Raw genomic sequence first — 16,833 nt, 5'->3', positions numbered from 1 at the left:
GGGGAATGCGCCGAAGCAGAGATAGACGCAGTGCTTGTGCGCGTCCGTCTGAAACAGAAACAAATTGAAGGCAGGATGAGGTCCAGATGAAAGTCGGCATCGACATGGGAGCGACGTCCGAAGGGACTTCGGCCTCTCTCGATATCGAAGAGCTTCTGGCCACTCGTCTGCTGGTGCAGGGCAATTCCGGTTCGGGTAAATCGCACCTTCTCAGAAGATTGCTCGAGCAATCCGCACCCTGGGTACAGCAATGCATCATCGATCCCGAGGGTGATTTCGTCACGCTCGCCGACAAGTTCGGCCATGTGGTCGTCGAGGGCGAACGCACCGACGCCGAGCTGATCGGCATCGCCACGCGGATCCGTCAGCATCGCGTTTCCTGCGTCCTGTCGCTCGAAGGTCTCGATATCGACCAGCAGATGCGCAGCGCCGGTGTGTTCCTCAACGCCATGTTCGATGCGGACCGCGAGTACTGGTATCCTGTTCTGGTGGTGGTCGACGAGGCGCAGATGTTTGCACCGGCGGTTGCCGGCGACGTGACCGAAGAGGTCCGCAAGATCTCGCTCGGCGCCATGACCAATCTCATGTGTCGCGGACGAAAGCGTGGACTGGCGGGCGTCATCGCCACGCAGCGTCTGGCAAAGCTTGCCAAGAACGTTGCGGCAGAAGCCTCCAACTTCCTGATGGGCCGGACTTTCCTCGATATCGACATGCTGCGCGCCGCGGACCTCCTCGGCATGGACAGGCGCACGGCCGAGATGTTCCGTGACCTGAAGCGCGGCTCGTTCGTCGCCCTCGGACCGGCATTGTCGCGCCGTCCGCTGAAGGTGACGATCGGCACAGTCGAGACATCGGCGCGCTCGACGAGCCCGAAGCTGATGCCGCTGCCGGAAGCGCCGCAAGATGTCGAAGACCTTATCTTCACGCCCGACGCCGACGAACTGACGCGGCCGCTCGTGCGCCGCGCCGCGCCACCACCACGCCCAGCCACCGACATTCTCGCCGAACTTTCGCGTCCGCGACCGGAGCCGATGGCGCCAATCGAGGCAAAACCGGTACAGCCGGAAATGTCGTCTGAAGAGCGTGGCGCGCTGCTCGACAGCCTACTTGCCGAGATTCTTGCCAATCCCGAGGCCGCATTCCGGCCGGACGCGGAGCTGTTCCAAGACTTTCTCGTGCGCTGCCGCATCCGCCGCGTGCCTGGTGCTGCACTGTCATTGAGCGCATTCCGGCGCAAGATGGCAATAGCGCGGTCCGGCGTCGATGCGGAGACTGCGGCGACTGACGCATGGGCGTCAGCCATTCGCTTGGCCGATCGCGTTACCGAGGATCTGCAAGGGGTATTCCTGATGATGGCGCAGGCTGCCGTGCGCGGCCTGGCGTGCCCATCGGACGCGATGATTGCCCGGGCCTACGGCACCCATTCCGCCCGTCGCGCCCGCCGCCTGCTTGGTTATTTCGAGGAGAATGGGCTGATCGTCGTCCATGCCGATTTCACTGGCAAGCGCATCGTCGCCTTTCCGGATCTCGGATGCGAAACCGCGCCGGGCGACGCAAACGGGCCTGATGCCATGGATCCGTCCGCCGCCGCGGCGGAATAGGCCCGGTTTGCGGCGTCAGTCGCGCGGTCTGTCAAACCCAGTCCTGAATCACATGATCGGACGCATGGATGCAGGTCATCTCCAGCCGGGCGCTGCCGCTGTTGACGAAGCGGTGAGGCGTACCGGGGTCGACGACGATGATGTCGCCAGCCTTGCCGGTGAGCGTCTCCTCGCCGACCGTGAACGTCGCCTCACCGGAATGAATGAGCCAGGTTTCCGAATAGGGGTGGACGTGAAGCGCCGGTCCTTGCCCAGGCGCCGCATCCATCAGGAAGAGCGAAACCGGCGCGCCATATTGCCCGCCTTCAAACAGGATCGTCCGGTTTGGGCTCTGCTTCTGCTCTGCACGCGGGATGACATGAAACATGCTGGCCTCCATGGGGTTGCTTGCTGGTTTGAATAAGTTATCTTTATGAGAAGATATTATGCGAAACTATCTTCTTGTCAAGATATATTTCTCAGGCAGCGGAGTTGACGATGCGCAATGATGAAGAGACGAGGGATCACGTGGACCGGTTGCGGGCGCAATGGGTTCTCGAATTACCGGATCTCGATACCGAGCCGATGGCCATTCTCGGACGTGCGTACCGGCTTTCAAACCTGGTGCGTCCGTCGATCGAGGCGACCTTTGCGGCCTTCGGCCTCGACCGCGGCGAATTCGACGTGATTTCCACGCTCCGGCGCTCCGCCCCCCCATATCGACTGACGCCGACCGATCTCTATACATTACTGATGATTTCGTCGGGCGGACTGACGCATCGTCTCGATCGGTTGCAGAAGGCGGGACTGATCGTGCGCGAGCGTTCGGCATCGGATGGCCGCAGCAGCGTGGTTGGTTTGACGGACAAGGGGATCGCGCTTGCCGAATCGGCGTTTCGCGCCGACATGGCGAGCGAGGCTCGTTATCTCGAAGGCCTGGGCCCAGAGGAGCGCAAGACACTGGCTGCGCTTCTGAAGAAGCTGCTTGTTTCCGTCGAAAGCCAACAGGCCGGCGAGCCCACCTGAAATGGCACCTAATGCTGCGATTTTGTTTGACAATGCCGGCCGGAAGCCCTAAAGCCGCCCCAACGCCGGGCAGAAATGTCCGGTGTTTCATTTGACATGTCCCGTGGTTTCTCCGGCATCGTGATCGTGAGAATCCTGTCAGAACTCTCAAAATGGGTTCAGAGGAGGGCGTGTTTCCTTGATCCGGTTTGGCAACAGACCGGTGTAACAGACTGAAAGGAAATGCGATGAGCAAGCGCGAATCGTCCAAGTACAAAATTGACCGCCGTATGGGCGAAAACATCTGGGGTCGCCCGAAGTCCCCGGTTAACCGTCGCGAATACGGCCCGGGCCAGCACGGCCAGCGCCGCAAGTCCAAGCTTTCGGACTTCGGTGTGCAGCTGCGCGCCAAGCAGAAGCTGAAGGGCTACTACGGCGACATCCGCGAAAAGCAGTTCCGTGCGATCTTCGCCGAAGCTGACCGCCGCAAGGGTGACACCCCGGAGAACCTGATCGGCCTGCTCGAATCGCGCCTCGACGCGATCGTCTACCGCGCAAAGTTCGTTCCGACCGTTTTCGCTGCACGTCAGTTCGTCAACCATGGCCACGTCAAGGTTAACGGCGTTCGCGTCAACATCGGTTCCTACCGTTGCAAGCCGGGCGACGTCATCGAAGTCAAGGAAAAGTCCAAGCAGCTCGTGACCGTTCTCGAATCGGTTCAGCTCGCTGAGCGTGACGTTCCGGACTACATCGAAGTCGACCACAACAAGATGGTTGCGACCTACGTCCGCGTTCCGGTTCTCTCCGACGTGCCTTACGCCGTCGTCATGGAACCGCACCTGGTCGTCGAATTCTACTCGCGTTAATCCGAGGCTCACGCCTTGTAACGTTTCGAAAACCGCCCGGAAACGGGCGGTTTTTTTGTCTCTTCAGATATCGTAGCCTTTGATCTGCTGCGCGTCGCTGTCGTCACGGACACGGCGATGACCTGCGCGGCGAAAGGGAATTCGCATGCCGGAGCAAAAGACGCCGCAGGACCTGCAGGCGATCATCGAGGACATTCACCGCGAACTCGCACCGCGTCTGGGCGAGGGCAAGGTCGCGGATTACATCCCGCAGCTCGCGCGCGTCGATCCCAAACATTTCGGCATGGCAATCGTCACCACGGACGGGCAGGTGCACCGGGTTGGCGATGCCGAGGTGCCATTCTCCATCCAGAGCGTGTCGAAGGTGTTCACCCTAACGCTGGCGCTGGGCAAACATGGCGAAAACATCTGGCACCGGGTCGGTCGCGAACCCTCGGGCTCGGCGTTCAACTCGATCGTCCAGCTCGAGCAGGAAGGCGGAAAGCCGCGCAATCCGTTCATCAATGCCGGCGCCATCACCGTTAGCGACCTGATCCTCGCCGGCCACACGCCACGCGAACTGATCGGCGAGATCGTGCAGTTCGTCCGCTACCTTGCTGACGACGACGCCATCGTGATCGACCATGAAGTCGCCCGCTCCGAGACGGCGACCGGCTTCCGCAATTTCGCGCTTGCCAACTTCATGCGCTCCTTCGGCCGGCTCGATCATCCGGTCGAGCATGTGCTCGGCGTCTACTTCCACCATTGCGCGCTTTCGATGACCTGCAGCCAGCTTGCCAAGGCCGGTCTGTTTCTGGCCGCCGGCGGCACCAATCCGCTGACCGGCCATTCGGTCGTCTCGCGCCAGCGCGCCCGGCGCATCAACGCGCTGATGCTGACCTGCGGTCACTATGACGGTTCGGGCGATTTCGCCTATCGCGTCGGTCTTCCCGGCAAGAGTGGCGTCGGCGGCGGCATTCTTGCGGTCGCGCCCGGCAAGGCGTCGGTGGCTGTCTGGTCGCCGGGCCTGAACGAGAACGGCAATTCGCTGCTTGGATCGCTGGCGCTCGAGATGTTGGCCGCGCGCACCGGCTGGTCGGTGTTCGGGTCCTGATTTCAGCCCAAAAGGCCGTTTTCCCTTGATCTTGCAGTGGGAACGGGGCAAGTGCTGGCCATGACGCGCCGCGCGCATTTTTCTCTGCGCCCGCCATTCCAGGACCGTTGCCATGGATCATTCGCCAGCCCTTTCGCCTGACGCCATCGACAATGCCGTTGAAGACGGCGAGATCGAAACGGGCCTTCACCCGATCTTCGAACGCATGCCGTCGTCGGTCTCGTTCAACAAGCTGCGCAAGCGGCTGTTGCGGCAGACGCGACAGGCGATGGACGATTTCGGCATGCTGAAAGGCGCCAAGCGCTGGCTGGTCGGGATCTCCGGCGGCAAGGACAGCTACAGCCTGCTGGCCTTGCTAATGGACCTACAATGGCGCGGGCTCCTGCCGGTGGAAATCATCGCCTGCAATCTCGACCAGGGCCAGCCGAACTTTCCGAAGCACATCCTGCCGGAGTATCTGGCGTCGATCGGCGTCAAGCACCGGATCGAGTATCGCGACACCTATTCGATCGTGAAGGAAAAGGTGCCAACGGGCGCGACGTACTGCTCGCTCTGTTCGCGGCTGCGCCGCGGCAACCTTTACCGTATCGCCCGTGAAGAGGGCTGCGACGCGCTGGTTCTCGGCCATCACCGCGAAGACATTCTCGAGACCTTCTTCATGAATTTCTTCCACGGCGGCAGGCTCGCGTCGATGCCGGCAAAGCTGTTGAACGACGAAGGCGACCTGATGCTGCTGCGGCCGCTCGCCTATGCGGCGGAAGACGATCTTGCGAAGTTTGCCGCCGCCATGGAATTCCCGATCATTCCTTGCGACCTTTGCGGATCGCAGGACGGGCTCGAGCGCAATGCGATGAAGGCGATGCTCGGTGATCTCGAACGCCGCATGCCCGGCCGCAAAGACACAATGCTGCGGGCGCTCGGCCACGTGAACCCGTCGCATCTGCTCGACCCCAAGCTATTCGACTTCCAGTCCCTCACACCGGAGCCCAAAGAATGAGCCATTCCGTCGACATCGCCGCCCTTGCCAATCTGCTGCAGGAGGCCGCGGTCAAAGAAATCCTGCCGCGGTTTCGCAATCTCGGCGCGGGCGATGTCCGGATGAAGTCGGAAGCGATCGATCTCGTCACCGAAGGTGATGAGGCGGCAGAGCGCCTGATCAAGGCGCGCATGGACGAAATCGCGCCCGGCGCCGTGTTCATCGGCGAAGAGTCGGTGGCCGCCGATCCGGCCCTGCTCGACAAGCTGGCCGACGCTGATCTCGCCGTGGTCGTGGATCCGATCGACGGCACCTTCAATTTTGCAGCCGGCCTGCCGCTTTTCGGCGTCATGGCAAGTGTCGTCTCCAAGGGCGAAACGGTCGCGGGTATCATCTACGATCCGCTCGGGAATGACTGGGTGATCGCCGAGAAGGGCTCCGGCGCCTGGATGTGCCGGCCCGATGGCTCGCAGGAGCGCATGGCGGTCACGGCAGGCGTTCCGCTCGAGGCCATGGTCGGCGGCGCCTCCACCGGCTTCTACAAGCAAGAGGCCCGGCGCGAAGTCATGGCCAATATGGCAAAGGTTCGGATCGCAACGAGCTATCGTTGCGCCGCACATGAGTATCGCATCCTTGCCGGCGGTCACATCCACTTCCTGATGTACCAGAAGCTGATGCCCTGGGACCACCTGGCCGGCACGCTGATCGCGCAGGAGGCTGGTGCCTATGCCGCGCGCTTCGACGGTTCGCCCTACCTGCCGGCCCACCTCAATGGCGGGCTGCTGCTGGCCACCGACAAGGACAGCTGGGAAACGCTGCGCCGCGAAGTCTTCACTGTTTGAGGCCATCGGCCTGCCAACAAAAAAGCCCGCCCGGATCGCTCCGGGCGGGCTTTTTTGTTGGTAGCGTCGCGATCACATATGGCCGCCGCCATGGTCGAGCGACACGTCCTTGTCGCCCGGATGGGTAAAGAGCTTGCCTTTTTCAGCCCAAAGCGTGGCGATGATCGTCACGATGCCGAACAGCGCAAAGCCGCCGAGCAGCGGCTGCAGCGTGCCGTTGAACAGCTGGCCGACGAGACCGCCGATGAGGGCGCCGCCTGTCGTCGAGACGAAGCCGGTAATCGCCGTCGCGGTGCCGGCCAGGTGCCCCATCGGCTCCAGGCTGATCGCGGTGAAGTTGGTGGCGATGACCGCGAAGAACATCAAAAGCACCGAGAACATCAGGTAGCTGACGACAAAAGCCGGTGTGCCCGATAGCGCCATGGCAAATCCGATGACCGAAATCAGCGTGAACAGGATCATCGACACGTGCGAGATGCGACGCATGCCGAAGCTGCGCACAAAGAAGCCGTTGGCGAAGTTGGCAACGGCGATGCCGCCGGCGGTCCCGGCAAAAGCGATCGGCAGCCACTCGCCGAGGCCGTAGACCTCGCCGAAGATCTGCTGGACGGTGACGATGTAGGCGCAGATCACCGCGGTGAACATCGTCATGCCGATCATGTACCCGCAGGTGATGCGGTTGGTCAGCACCGTCTTGAAGCCTGATGCGACCGACTTGACGGAAAGCGGCAGGCGCTCCTCCTTCGGCAGCGATTCCTTCATGCGGGCGAGGGCCCAGACGAAGAGGATGGCGCCGATGATGCCGATCAGGATGAAGATCCAGTGCCAGTTGGCATAGAGAATGACCAGCTGGCCGATCGACGGTGCGACGATCGGGACGACCATGAAGACGATCATGACGTAGGACATCACCCGCGCCATCTCGCGACCACCGAAGCAGTCGCGCACGATTGCCATGGTCGTGATGCGCACGGCGGCAGCGCCGATGCCCTGGACGAAACGCAGGACGAGCAGCATCTCGAAACTCTGGGTCAGAGCAGCGGCAAACATCGACACGGTGAAGAAGGCGAGGCCGCCGAGCAACACGGCGCGCCGGCCGAACGTATCGGAAAGGCTGCCGAAGAAGATCTGCGACAGGCCAAAGCCGAGGAAGAAGACGCCAATGACGAGCTGGGTATCGTTGGAATTGGCAACATTCAACGACTGGCCGATGCTCGGCAACGCCGGCAACATGCTGTCGATGGCGATCGCCACGCTCGCTGTCATGACGGCGATGGTGATGATGAATTCGAGGAGGCCCATGTTCAGGCGCGCGGCGCCGGAAACGCCGTCGGCGTGGTCTGTTTGTGTGGTGATCGTCGTCATTGTGGGTATCCGTAAAAAGCAGATCTGGGAGGAGAAATCTGGCTTGGCAGGCTGCGATCAGCCCGCCGGATTGTGTGGCTTGAACAGCTTTCCGCGTTCGGCGATCAGGACGAAGCCGATGCCGATCGCTGCAACGGTGAAGTAGCCGGTCGCCAGCGGTGTTGTCGTTCCATCAAATGCCTGTCCGATGAAGGCGCCGATGACCCCGCCGCCGATGGTCTGGGTAAAGCCGAGCACCGACGAGGCCGTGCCGGCAACGTGGCCGAGCGGCTCCATCGCCATCGCGTTGAAATTCGACGCAATCAGCCCGAACTGAAACATCGCCGCGCCATAGAGAACGACGAACAGCGGGAAGGGCACCGGCCCGTAGTGCGAAGCCAGCATCCACAGGAAGCTCGCAAACGCAAAGCCGAGCAGCGCCCCGTGCGACAGCGCCCGCATGCCGAAGCGACGAACGAGCTGCGAATTGGTGAAGGACGCCACCGCCATCATGCCGGCAAATGCCGCGAACACGACAGGGAACCAGAGACCCAGCCCGTAGACGCCGACGAAAATCTGCTGGGCCGAGTTGATGAAGCCGAAGAGTGCCCCGAGGATCACCGATGTCGCCAAGGTGTAGAACAGCGACAGGCGGTTGGTCAGGACGATCTTGAAACCATTGAGGATGACCGACGGCGTGAAAGCCCGGCGATGATCCGGATTCAATGTTTCCGGCAGCCGCAACACCACCAATGTCGCCATGACAAAGGCAAACAGCGCGATGACGACAAAGATCATGTGCCATTCGGCAAAGATCATGATCAGCTGGCCGACACTCGGCGCGATCACCGGCACGATCATGAAAACCATCATGATCAGCGACATCACCTCCGCCATCCGGCGGCCACCATAGACGTCACGAACGATCGACACGGTGATGACGCGTGTGGCGGCAGCACCTATGCCCTGCACGAAACGCAGCGCAAGCAAGGCGCTGAACGTCGGCACGATGGCGATGGCGACGGCGCAGAGACCATAGATGCCGAGGCCCGCCAGCAGCGGCGCCCTGCGGCCGAAGCGATCCGACAGCGGGCCGAAGAACAGCTGCGCCACGCCCATGCCGATGAGGTAGGCGGTGATGACGTATTGCCGATGATTCTCGTCGGTGACGCCAAGGCTCGCCCCGATTTCCTGCAGACCCGGCAGCATGATGTCGATCGAGATGGCATTGACCGCCATTAGCATCGCCATCAGCGCGATGAACTGAAATTTGCTGAGGCCGGGCAGGGCCACGTCGTCTGTGATGCTCGTCATAGGCAAAATCCTTGCGGCGCGCCGGGCGCAACCGAAATGGGTTTAGGCCGGAGTTGGTTCCGGAAAGAAGCGACGTCGGCTGGCAAAATGCCGGTCGGCATGTCGAAGGTCGTTGGGGGGACGTCCTGGTCCAGCAAAGCGGTGCAGGCAGCGTCCGGTGCGAAGCGAGAGGGACTTTCGGCTAGAAGCAGCAGGGCCAGGCCGGAGCGTGGGGGGCGAGAATGCCCATTCAGGCTGCTTATGCCGAATTATCGCGAACGCTTCATGACAGAACGGGGCAGTGTTCCGCCCATAAAGGAACTAGGTAAATTCGGTGTTCCGGACGGTATTCCGGAAGAAAAAAAGGCGGTCGCCCGCCTTTTCCGATCATATCGGAGTTGGCTATTCGGCTTAGGCCGCGGCGCCCTTGACCGCGATACCCTGTTCCTGCAGATGCGACTGGAGTTCGCCAGCCTGGAACATTTCGCGCACGATGTCGCAACCGCCGACGAACTCACCCTTCACGTAAAGCTGCGGGATGGTCGGCCAGCTCGAATAGTCCTTGATACCCTGGCGCAGGTCTGCGTCGGCAAGGACATTGATGCCCTTGTAGTCGACACCGATGTAATCGAGAATCTGGACCACCTGGCCGGAGAATCCACACTGCGGAAACTGCGGCGTACCCTTCATGAAGAGCACCACGTCGTTGGTCTTGACTTCGTTTGCGATGAATTCGTGAATTCCGCTCATCTTTTCATCCTTCCTGCGCCGGCTTCAAGGGCCGGATATCCGTTTGGCCTTTAGATAGCATGCATATCGGTGATTTTCATCACCCAAGTGCAACAAATATTGATGGGCCTCAAGATGTGGTTTTAATACAACTGCTCACGCCGTCCGGCGCGCCTTGCTGCGGGAACCGGCGGTCCGACGCCGGCTCACCTGCTTCTTGGCCGGCTTGCCGATGGCGGCCTCCAGGATATCGCCCAGAATGCCGCCTGTCGCCGTCTTGCGCGTCCGGCGCTTGGTCCGCTTCGTCGCGGTCCGCTTGACGCCGGTCTTCTTCAGGATCTCCTTCAGCGCGCTGTCGACGACGCCACTGACCAGTTCCTTGATCAGGTCGGCCATTTCTGCATCACTCCGGCGCGCTGGTCTGAAGGGCGAGGGCGTGCAGAACGCCGCCCATGTTGCCCTTCAGGGCGTTGTAGACCATTTGGTGCTGCTGCACGCGGGTCTTGCCGCGAAATGCTTCGGCCACGACTTCGGCGGCGTAGTGGTCGCCGTCACCGGCCAGATCGCGGATCGTGACCTTGGCACCGGGAATTCCTGCCTTGATCATGTCTTCGATGTCGCCTGGTGCCATGGGCATGATACGCCTACTCCCTTTATTATTCTGCGGCTGCAGCAGCGTTGCTGGAGCCGTCCATGAAGTCAGGGAACCACGATTCATGGGCCGAGCGCAATTGCTGAATTGCCACGCCGCGCGCTGCACCGAGCTTGACGGCATCGCCACCGGTCTTGCCGATTTGCGGCAGGGAAACGCCTGCCTTGTCGGCACGGGCGCGAACAGCAGCGACGTTGGCGTCGGCGACTGTCAACACGTAGCGACCCTGATCCTCACCGTAGAAAACAGCAATCGGATCATGGCCTTCGACGGCATCGACCGTCGCGCCGATATCGGACGCCATCGCCATTTCGGCAACGGCAAGCGCAAGACCGCCCGACGAGCAATCGTGAACCGATGTCGCCAGACCTTCGACGATGAGCTCGCGAACGAAGTCGCCGACCTTGCGCTCGTGCGCCAGATCAACATGCGGCGCCGGACCGTCCGTGCGGCCATGAATGTCGCGCATGTAGACCGACTGGGCGATATGCGAACCGAGCCCCTCAGGCGCACCGGCAAGCAGGATCGTTTCGCCGGCGGCGGCAAAACGGATGCGCGCCATCTTCGACCAGTCCCTGATCAGGCCGACGCCGCCGATGGTCGGGGTCGGCAGGATGCCCTGGCCGTTGGTCTCGTTATAAAGCGATACGTTGCCGGAAACGATCGGGAAATCGAGCGCCGTGCAGGCCTCGCCGATGCCCTTGATGGCATGAACCAGCTGGCTCATGATTTCGGGGCGCTCCGGATTGCCGAAGTTGAGGTTGTCGGTGGCGGCGAGCGGCAGCGCGCCGGTTGCCGTCAGGTTGCGCCAGCATTCGGCGACGGCCTGCTTGCCGCCCTCGAAAGGATCGGCCTCAACGTAACGCGGCGTCACGTCGGAGGAGAAGGCCAGCGCCTTTGTCTGGTGGCCCTCGACGCGCACGACGCCGGCGTCACCGCCCGGCAGCTGCAGCGAGTTGCCCTGGATCAGCGTATCGTACTGTTCGTAGACCCAGCGGCGCGAAGAATTGTTGGCCGAACCGACCAGTTGCACGAGCGCGTCGGCAACATCCGTCTGCGGGATGTCGTTGGTGGCCAGTGCGGTCGGAACCTTGGCCGGCGTCCAGGGACGGTCATATTCGGGGGCTTCATCGCCCAGTTCCTTGATCGGCAGGTTCGCGACTTCCTCGCCCTGGTGCAGGATACGGAAGCGCAGGTCGTCGGTGGTCTTGCCGACGATCGCGAAATCGAGGCCCCACTTGACGAAGATCGCCTTTGCGACCTCTTCCTTAGCCGGCTCCAGCACCATGAGCATGCGCTCCTGGCTCTCCGACAGCATCATTTCATACGCCGTCATGCTCTCTTCGCGCACCGGCACGGTGTCGAGGTTCAGCTCGATGCCGAGGTCGCCCTTGGCGCCCATTTCGACGGCCGAGCAGGTGAGGCCGGCGGCACCCATGTCCTGGATGGCGATGACGGCGCCCGTCTGCATCAGCTCGAGGCAGGCCTCCAGCAGGCACTTTTCGGTGAAGGGGTCGCCAACCTGCACGGTCGGGCGCTTTTCCTCGATCGATTCGTCGAACTCGGCCGATGCCATTGTGGCGCCACCAACACCGTCACGGCCAGTCTTGGCGCCGAGATAGACGACGGGAAGGCCGACGCCTTCGGCCTTGGAGTAGAAGATCGCGTCGCTCTTGGCGAGGCCTGCGGCAAAGGCGTTGACGAGGATGTTGCCGTTGTAGCGCGCGTCGAACTCGACTTCGCCGCCGACAGTCGGAACGCCGAAGGAATTGCCATAGCCGCCGACGCCGGCGACGACGCCGGAAACGAGGTGGCGGGTCTTCGGGTGATCCGGCGCGCCGAAGCGCAACGCGTTCATCGCCGCGACCGGACGGGCACCCATGGTGAAGACATCGCGCAGGATGCCGCCGACGCCGGTCGCTGCCCCCTGGTAGGGCTCGATATAGGACGGGTGGTTGTGGCTCTCCATCTTGAAGACGACGCAGTCGCCATCATCGATGTCGACGACCCCTGCGTTTTCACCCGGACCCTGGATGACGCGCGGCCCCTTGGTCGGCAGCGTGCGCAGCCACTTCTTCGAAGACTTGTAGGAGCAGTGCTCGTTCCACATCGCCGAGAAGATGCCGAGCTCGGTAAAGGTCGGCTCGCGACCGATCAGGCCGAGAATGCGCTCGTATTCATCGGGCTTGAGCCCGTGCGAGGCGATGAGTTCCGGGGTGATGGGGCGAGTGTTGGAAATCGTCATCGTCGACCGTCAAATCCTTCGGGCGGCGCGCAATCCTTCCACGGGATATGGCGCGTGCGAACCGCAACAGACACAGGGGGCGCTTTGCGGCTTCTTTAGCGTATGCTGCGCCGCGGCGCGACAGAAAAATACCGCCGATCAACAACGGTTGCGGCGGGCACGCAGCGTCAAGACCGGCTCCCTGATCCGCGACACCAGAACATGCTTGCCAAGGGCAAGGTGGCTCCATGTGGCCGACTGTGCGCCCATCTTCACGAAAGGATGCGTGAATCCCTGTGATCGAATGCCACCACGGAACAGATTTCACGCCACGGTTGCTGCCGCGGCACACTTTTACGCGATGTTAAGTTGCGCACCCTAAGGTTGCATAAACGAAATCTACCTGCTCACCGTTTCGAACATGAAGCTCGAACCCGCGGACTTCCCCGACAATGAAGCGGCGGTGGAAGCATGAGGAACGACCGTGACATCCATCGCCTCCACGAACAACGCAGCTCTGTTGATTCTGCAGCAAGTTCGGCCTCCTGCAATCCACGAAAACGGCCCTCAGAAGAGCGCGACCGATGAAATTGCCGCCATCATCAACAGGGTCGCAGGCGGCGATAGCCCGGTGAAGACACAAGCCGCGTCCCAGATCACCAGCAGCCTCCTGGACGTGAAGCAGGCCAATGACGACATCGTCGCGGCTGCGCTGAAATTCCTCGATTCGGACGGCTTCAAGTCCAGCGACACAGGCGTAAAGGACACGCTAAAGTCGCTCATCAGCCAGGATGGCGGTGGCTTTGCGGCCCTGGTGAAGGCGGAGAAAGCGAAAAACCCTCGGCTGGCTGACGAAAACGCGATCACGAATGCCATTATGAAGATGATCAAGGGAAACCGCGACAAGTTCACCGATGATGAAATCGTCATGGGTTTCCGCTACTCGAACGGTTCATCAAACATAACCAGTATTGACGACAAGAGCGGCAAGAGCACCTATGGCGCTCTGTCCGCACGTCATAACGCAGCCCGGGACGAAGATACCGCCACGCTGAAGGAGTTCCTTGAGGTCGCCAAGGATCCGACAAAGCCGAACAGTTTTGACGGCAGCAGGCTGAAGAGCACGGCGTCAGCGATGTTTGCCGCCATAGATGAACTCAACGCCTGGGGCGACAAATGGAGGGAAGCCTTCGGTTTCTAGCGCATGTCAAGCATCAATGGTCTAAGCGCCGCGTGAGCACCCAAGTCTAGAATTTGTAGCCGAGGGCGAGGCCGGCGCGTGTCAGGCCATCGTTGGGACCATCGCAAAGTTCGGCATGCGAGGCATGCTCGACCGTTGCCGACAGGTTCCAATGCTCGTCGAACCGGAAGCCGGCCGCGGCATATTCGCGGAACAGCAGACGGCAACCGAGCTTCGGTCCGGATGTGTCGTCAGCGTGGAGGTCACCGTCATGGACCGTTCCGCCGGCGCCGAACTCGACGAAAAACTGCTTCGTCACGTCGAAGGTCCAGCTCAATCCGCCAAAGACCTCGTTGGCGCCATGCGACGATGTGGCGATGGCAGCCCCCGCATGGATGCGCGGCCGCAACAATTTCTCGCCAAGATCCTTGGCACTGTCGGCGCCGAGCGGATCCAGAAAGACGGTGACAGAGGGAAAGACGCCATGCTCGCGCTTGTCGCCGTTGCTGATCGAGGCCGTCGTGCCGAAGCGCATCTCGTCGAAGACGCCGCCTGCGGCAGCGGCGGGGACGGCCTGAAGCATACCAGCAACAACAAGCGGCACTGCCGCCAGGCGGCGCAGGGGCCGAAGAAAAAGCAATGATGGCATACCGGTTCCTTGAAGCGAATCGATCTACGCAAAACTGCTGAAACATATGATGCTCAGCCTTGCGCGAAAGTCACCCGCGGATCCAGCGATCACTCGAAACTATCGTATCCCGCCCGCCCACTGTCGAGCAGGCGCCTCAGCGTCTGGAAGCCACGACGCACTTCGGCCCGATCGGAGGGGGACGAAAAGCCGATGCGGATGCGGTGAAACACACGGTCCGCGCGGCCCGCCTTGAACTCGTCCTCGTCGTCGACAAGCACGCCTTCCTGTAGCGCTGCCTGCTTGAAGGTTCCAGACAGCCACGGCTCCGGCAGCTTCATCCAGAGGAAGGGCACGCAGGGGTGGGAGCTGAAGTCGATGCCATCGAACACTTCACGCGCGATCGCTTCGCGCGCCCTTATCTCCTCGATGCCCTTGGCTCTCAAAATGCTGGCCGAACCCGAAAGGACCAGCCGCGCGCACAGTTCCGCCAGGATGAACGGCAAGCCGCCGCTGACCATCTTATGGGCGATGCGGATGCGCTGGCTGAAATGCGGCGGGCAGGCGACCCAGCCACCGCGCACGCCTGCGGCGACCGACTTCGACAGACCGCCAACCAGAAAGGTGCGCTCGGGTGCAAGCTCCGCCAGGGGCGGCAGGGGGTCGCTGGTCATGGCGCCGTAAAGATCGTCCTCGACCAGCCAGACGCCATATTTGCGGGCGATGTCGGCAATCGCCTGACGTCGCGCAAGCGGCATGACGGCAACGGTCGGGTTCTGCGCACTCGGCATCAGGAAGGCGAGCTTGGGATGCTGCTGCGCGCAGACCCGCTCGAAGTCCTCCGGGATGAGCCCGAATTCGTCCGACTCCATCAGAGTGGTGCGCCGCCCGATCAACCCGGCGCTGCGGCTGACCTGGGAATAGGTCAAGGTCTCGAAAGCGATACGATCGCCCGGCGACGTGACGGCCGCGATCACGGCGATGACGGCGGCGTGCGCACCCAATGTCGGCACGATCGTCTCGGGAGAGGGACGAAAGCCTCCGCGCGCCAGCCACTGGCAACCGGCCTCGAACCAGTGGTCCGGGAAGTTGCGGGCGTAGCTCGCGATGTCGGCGTGGTGATCGCGGCTGATTTCGCTCAGCAATTCGCTCAGGACGAAGCCCTGGCCAATATCCGGTGCCGCCGTGCTGTCGAAGCGCAGCTTGCCAGCCGGCGCGATCAGCGGCCGGGTCCCGGCAAGCGACGTGGTCAATGGGTCGGCCTGTTCCGGCGGGCGGCTCTCCTGGTGGTCGAGCACATAGGTTCCGCGCCCGACTTCGCCGCTGACGAGGCCACGTTCGCGCACCATATTGTAGGCGCGTCCAATGGTGCCAATGGTGACACCAATGTCATAGGCGAGATTGCGTTGCGGCGGCAATTTTGCGCCGACGGGCAGGGCGCCGTCGCCAATTGCCTGTTCGATCTGGTCAGCAATCCGCGCGTAAAGCGGACCATGACCCTGCTGAATGTCCGGGAGCCAATTTGTCATAGTGACAATTATCTAGATTACAGCGTCAAATATGTCAATTAACACCGATGCAATGATGTCAATCGATGCATTGGAGCAGACAATGAGTACAATAGATACAATTTGCTCAGGGGCCGTCGAAAAACCCGCCCGTGCACGGCGCAAGGTCGGGTTCGACGTCGAATTTTCGGGCCGCGCGACGGGTGTCCTGCACCAGTTATGGCGGTTCTATTGCGTGCTGGCTGCAAAGAGGCGCAGCCGTCTGGCGCTCGAGGAGATGAGCGACTGGCAACTCTGCGATATCGGCGTCTCTGAAAAGGATGCGCGACGGGAATCGTCGGTGCCGTTCTGGCGATAGCGCGTCCAGGGACGCCGATTCCCGCTCGCCTTGCGCAAGGCAATGCCCAAAAACAAATCAGGCGCTGCAGGTGTCAAACCCACAGCGCCTCACTTCAATTGGCTGTTTGATTAGTTGCAGCCCTGGCCGCCAGCGGCCCAGCGCCGGATATCCGCACTCATGCGCGTACCGACCGGTTCGTTCATGAGCGGTCCGAACGCTTGCAGTCGCGCTGGCTGGCCTTCCGCCTGAACCACGGCCAATGGACGCGCCTCGGGCGACTTGCGCGGCACGATCAGGATACGCGGACGGCCGGAGAAGGAATTGAGTTCGGGCGCAAGCCGGTAATTCTTGAAGGCCGCGTCGCCCGACTTGAACCAGCAGCTGTTGGCGCCAAGCGCAACGCGCTCCATCGTCGGCAGCGCTGCCGAGCTTGCGGTCGGTGCAGGCGGGCGCGGCGATTGGCATGAAGCCAGGAATGCCACGGCAAAAACCGTGCAAGCGGGGCCGATCAGGCGTCCAGAGAAGATTGAAGGCATCGACGGTCTCGCTTGCGTTGAGGGAATGGTCGAATGC

The 16,833-nt window shown here is 61.8% G+C and carries 18 protein-coding genes; 8 read left to right on the top strand and 10 right to left on the bottom strand.

The genetic code is table 11. The annotated features are described in order from the left end of the window. Positions 1–86 precede the first annotated feature (86 nt). Positions 87–1,601 (top strand): ATP-binding protein, encoded by a 1,515-nt coding sequence (locus tag RTP54_RS09200; protein ID WP_112804909.1) that lies wholly within the window; start codon positions 87–89, stop codon positions 1,599–1,601. A 31-nt stretch (positions 1,602–1,632) separates the two neighbouring features. Here RTP54_RS09200 and RTP54_RS09195 read toward each other — a convergent pair whose 3' ends face one another. After that, on the bottom strand, positions 1,633–1,968 hold the full coding sequence (locus RTP54_RS09195; RefSeq protein ID WP_312362085.1) for a cupin domain-containing protein: 336 nt from the start codon (positions 1,966–1,968) through the stop codon (positions 1,633–1,635). A gap of 110 nt (positions 1,969–2,078) precedes the next feature. Here RTP54_RS09195 and RTP54_RS09190 point away from each other — a divergent pair, with 110 nt between their 5' ends. The 5 genes from RTP54_RS09190 (at position 2,079) to RTP54_RS09170 (ending at position 6,362) form a co-directional block, all read left to right on the top strand. After that, positions 2,079–2,606 carry a MarR family transcriptional regulator gene (locus RTP54_RS09190; RefSeq protein WP_312362083.1) on the top strand — a complete coding sequence of 176 codons (528 nt, stop codon included), beginning with the start codon at positions 2,079–2,081 and terminating at the stop codon, positions 2,604–2,606. Between the two features lie 227 nt (positions 2,607–2,833). Continuing rightward, positions 2,834–3,451 carry a 30S ribosomal protein S4 gene (gene rpsD, locus RTP54_RS09185; protein WP_065780161.1) on the top strand — a complete coding sequence of 206 codons (618 nt, stop codon included), beginning with the start codon at positions 2,834–2,836 and terminating at the stop codon, positions 3,449–3,451. 145 nt (positions 3,452–3,596) lie between these two features. Further along, positions 3,597–4,544, top strand: a complete 948-nt coding sequence (locus RTP54_RS09180) for a glutaminase (protein ID WP_112804915.1) — start codon at positions 3,597–3,599, stop codon at positions 4,542–4,544. Between the two features lie 112 nt (positions 4,545–4,656). Then, entirely contained in the window at positions 4,657–5,541 is an 885-nt protein-coding gene (ttcA, locus tag RTP54_RS09175) for a tRNA 2-thiocytidine(32) synthetase TtcA (protein ID WP_312362081.1), read from the top strand. After that, the gene (locus RTP54_RS09170; RefSeq protein WP_112804919.1) at positions 5,538–6,362 is read left to right on the top strand and encodes an inositol monophosphatase family protein; all 825 of its coding nucleotides are present in this window, start codon (positions 5,538–5,540) and stop codon (positions 6,360–6,362) included. The genes ttcA and RTP54_RS09170 overlap by 4 nt, the downstream gene beginning before the upstream one ends. 72 nt (positions 6,363–6,434) lie before the next feature. Here RTP54_RS09170 and RTP54_RS09165 read toward each other — a convergent pair whose 3' ends face one another. The 6 genes from RTP54_RS09165 to purL all read right to left on the bottom strand — a co-directional run bounded on the left by RTP54_RS09165 (position 6,435) and on the right by purL (position 12,625). Further along, positions 6,435–7,727 (bottom strand): multidrug effflux MFS transporter, encoded by a 1,293-nt coding sequence (locus RTP54_RS09165; RefSeq protein ID WP_112804921.1) that lies wholly within the window; start codon positions 7,725–7,727, stop codon positions 6,435–6,437. Between the two features lie 57 nt (positions 7,728–7,784). Then, positions 7,785–9,020 carry a multidrug effflux MFS transporter gene (locus RTP54_RS09160; RefSeq protein ID WP_112804923.1) on the bottom strand — a complete coding sequence of 412 codons (1,236 nt, stop codon included), beginning with the start codon at positions 9,018–9,020 and terminating at the stop codon, positions 7,785–7,787. Positions 9,021–9,410: 390 nt separating this feature from the next. Next, on the bottom strand, positions 9,411–9,749 hold the full coding sequence (grxD, locus tag RTP54_RS09155) for a Grx4 family monothiol glutaredoxin (RefSeq protein ID WP_112804925.1): 339 nt from the start codon (positions 9,747–9,749) through the stop codon (positions 9,411–9,413). A gap of 135 nt (positions 9,750–9,884) precedes the next feature. Then, positions 9,885–10,124 (bottom strand): hypothetical protein, encoded by a 240-nt coding sequence (locus RTP54_RS09150; protein WP_312362077.1) that lies wholly within the window; start codon positions 10,122–10,124, stop codon positions 9,885–9,887. 7 nt (positions 10,125–10,131) lie between these two features. Further along, positions 10,132–10,365, bottom strand: a complete 234-nt coding sequence (locus tag RTP54_RS09145; RefSeq protein ID WP_053247510.1) for a BolA/IbaG family iron-sulfur metabolism protein — start codon at positions 10,363–10,365, stop codon at positions 10,132–10,134. Positions 10,366–10,384: 19 nt separating this feature from the next. Next, on the bottom strand, positions 10,385–12,625 hold the full coding sequence (purL, locus tag RTP54_RS09140) for a phosphoribosylformylglycinamidine synthase subunit PurL (RefSeq protein WP_312362076.1): 2,241 nt from the start codon (positions 12,623–12,625) through the stop codon (positions 10,385–10,387). A 463-nt stretch (positions 12,626–13,088) separates the two neighbouring features. Here purL and RTP54_RS09135 point away from each other — a divergent pair, with 463 nt between their 5' ends. Further along, positions 13,089–13,805, top strand: a complete 717-nt coding sequence (locus RTP54_RS09135; RefSeq protein ID WP_312362075.1) for a hypothetical protein — start codon at positions 13,089–13,091, stop codon at positions 13,803–13,805. A gap of 46 nt (positions 13,806–13,851) precedes the next feature. On the opposite strand, the gene RTP54_RS09130 is transcribed toward RTP54_RS09135, so the two are convergent. Further along, a complete protein-coding gene (locus tag RTP54_RS09130; protein ID WP_312362074.1) occupies positions 13,852–14,367 on the bottom strand; it encodes an acyloxyacyl hydrolase in 516 nt (171 codons plus the stop codon). Between the two features lie 155 nt (positions 14,368–14,522). Beyond that, entirely contained in the window at positions 14,523–15,941 is a 1,419-nt protein-coding gene (locus RTP54_RS09125) for a PLP-dependent aminotransferase family protein (RefSeq protein WP_112804935.1), read from the bottom strand. Positions 15,942–16,023: 82 nt separating this feature from the next. Between RTP54_RS09125 and RTP54_RS09120 the strand changes: the two genes are divergently transcribed. Further along, a complete protein-coding gene (locus tag RTP54_RS09120) occupies positions 16,024–16,278 on the top strand; it encodes a DUF1127 domain-containing protein (protein ID WP_312362071.1) in 255 nt (84 codons plus the stop codon). A 110-nt stretch (positions 16,279–16,388) separates the two neighbouring features. Here RTP54_RS09120 and RTP54_RS09115 read toward each other — a convergent pair whose 3' ends face one another. Then, entirely contained in the window at positions 16,389–16,796 is a 408-nt protein-coding gene (locus RTP54_RS09115; protein WP_112804937.1) for a hypothetical protein, read from the bottom strand. Positions 16,797–16,833: the final 37 nt, after the last annotated feature.

The organism is Ensifer sp. (assembly GCF_031989085.1).
In the GTDB taxonomy this organism is placed as follows: Bacteria; Pseudomonadota; Alphaproteobacteria; order Rhizobiales; family Rhizobiaceae; genus Ensifer.
The sequence above is the reverse complement of the archived record's forward strand: the minus strand, read 5'-3'. Positions and strand labels throughout refer to the sequence as shown.

What these genes read in the sequence shown, in the direction of transcription:
- RTP54_RS09200 (WP_112804909.1), top strand. Translation starts at nt 87, where the DNA reads ATGAAAGTCGGCATCGACATGGGAGCGACGTCCGAAGGGACTTCGGCC.
- RTP54_RS09195 (WP_312362085.1), bottom strand. Translation starts at nt 1,968, where the DNA reads ATGTTTCATGTCATCCCGCGTGCAGAGCAGAAGCAGAGCCCAAACCGG.
- RTP54_RS09190 (WP_312362083.1), top strand. Translation starts at nt 2,079, where the DNA reads ATGCGCAATGATGAAGAGACGAGGGATCACGTGGACCGGTTGCGGGCG.
- rpsD (WP_065780161.1), top strand. Translation starts at nt 2,834, where the DNA reads ATGAGCAAGCGCGAATCGTCCAAGTACAAAATTGACCGCCGTATGGGC.
- RTP54_RS09180 (WP_112804915.1), top strand. Translation starts at nt 3,597, where the DNA reads ATGCCGGAGCAAAAGACGCCGCAGGACCTGCAGGCGATCATCGAGGAC.
- ttcA (WP_312362081.1), top strand. Translation starts at nt 4,657, where the DNA reads ATGGATCATTCGCCAGCCCTTTCGCCTGACGCCATCGACAATGCCGTT.
- RTP54_RS09170 (WP_112804919.1), top strand. Translation starts at nt 5,538, where the DNA reads ATGAGCCATTCCGTCGACATCGCCGCCCTTGCCAATCTGCTGCAGGAG.
- RTP54_RS09165 (WP_112804921.1), bottom strand. Translation starts at nt 7,727, where the DNA reads ATGACGACGATCACCACACAAACAGACCACGCCGACGGCGTTTCCGGC.
- RTP54_RS09160 (WP_112804923.1), bottom strand. Translation starts at nt 9,020, where the DNA reads ATGACGAGCATCACAGACGACGTGGCCCTGCCCGGCCTCAGCAAATTT.
- grxD (WP_112804925.1), bottom strand. Translation starts at nt 9,749, where the DNA reads ATGAGCGGAATTCACGAATTCATCGCAAACGAAGTCAAGACCAACGAC.
- RTP54_RS09150 (WP_312362077.1), bottom strand. Translation starts at nt 10,124, where the DNA reads ATGGCCGACCTGATCAAGGAACTGGTCAGTGGCGTCGTCGACAGCGCG.
- RTP54_RS09145 (WP_053247510.1), bottom strand. Translation starts at nt 10,365, where the DNA reads ATGCCCATGGCACCAGGCGACATCGAAGACATGATCAAGGCAGGAATT.
- purL (WP_312362076.1), bottom strand. Translation starts at nt 12,625, where the DNA reads ATGACGATTTCCAACACTCGCCCCATCACCCCGGAACTCATCGCCTCG.
- RTP54_RS09130 (WP_312362074.1), bottom strand. Translation starts at nt 14,367, where the DNA reads ATGCTTCAGGCCGTCCCCGCCGCTGCCGCAGGCGGCGTCTTCGACGAG.
- RTP54_RS09125 (WP_112804935.1), bottom strand. Translation starts at nt 15,941, where the DNA reads ATGACAAATTGGCTCCCGGACATTCAGCAGGGTCATGGTCCGCTTTAC.
- RTP54_RS09120 (WP_312362071.1), top strand. Translation starts at nt 16,024, where the DNA reads ATGAGTACAATAGATACAATTTGCTCAGGGGCCGTCGAAAAACCCGCC.
- RTP54_RS09115 (WP_112804937.1), bottom strand. Translation starts at nt 16,796, where the DNA reads ATGCCTTCAATCTTCTCTGGACGCCTGATCGGCCCCGCTTGCACGGTT.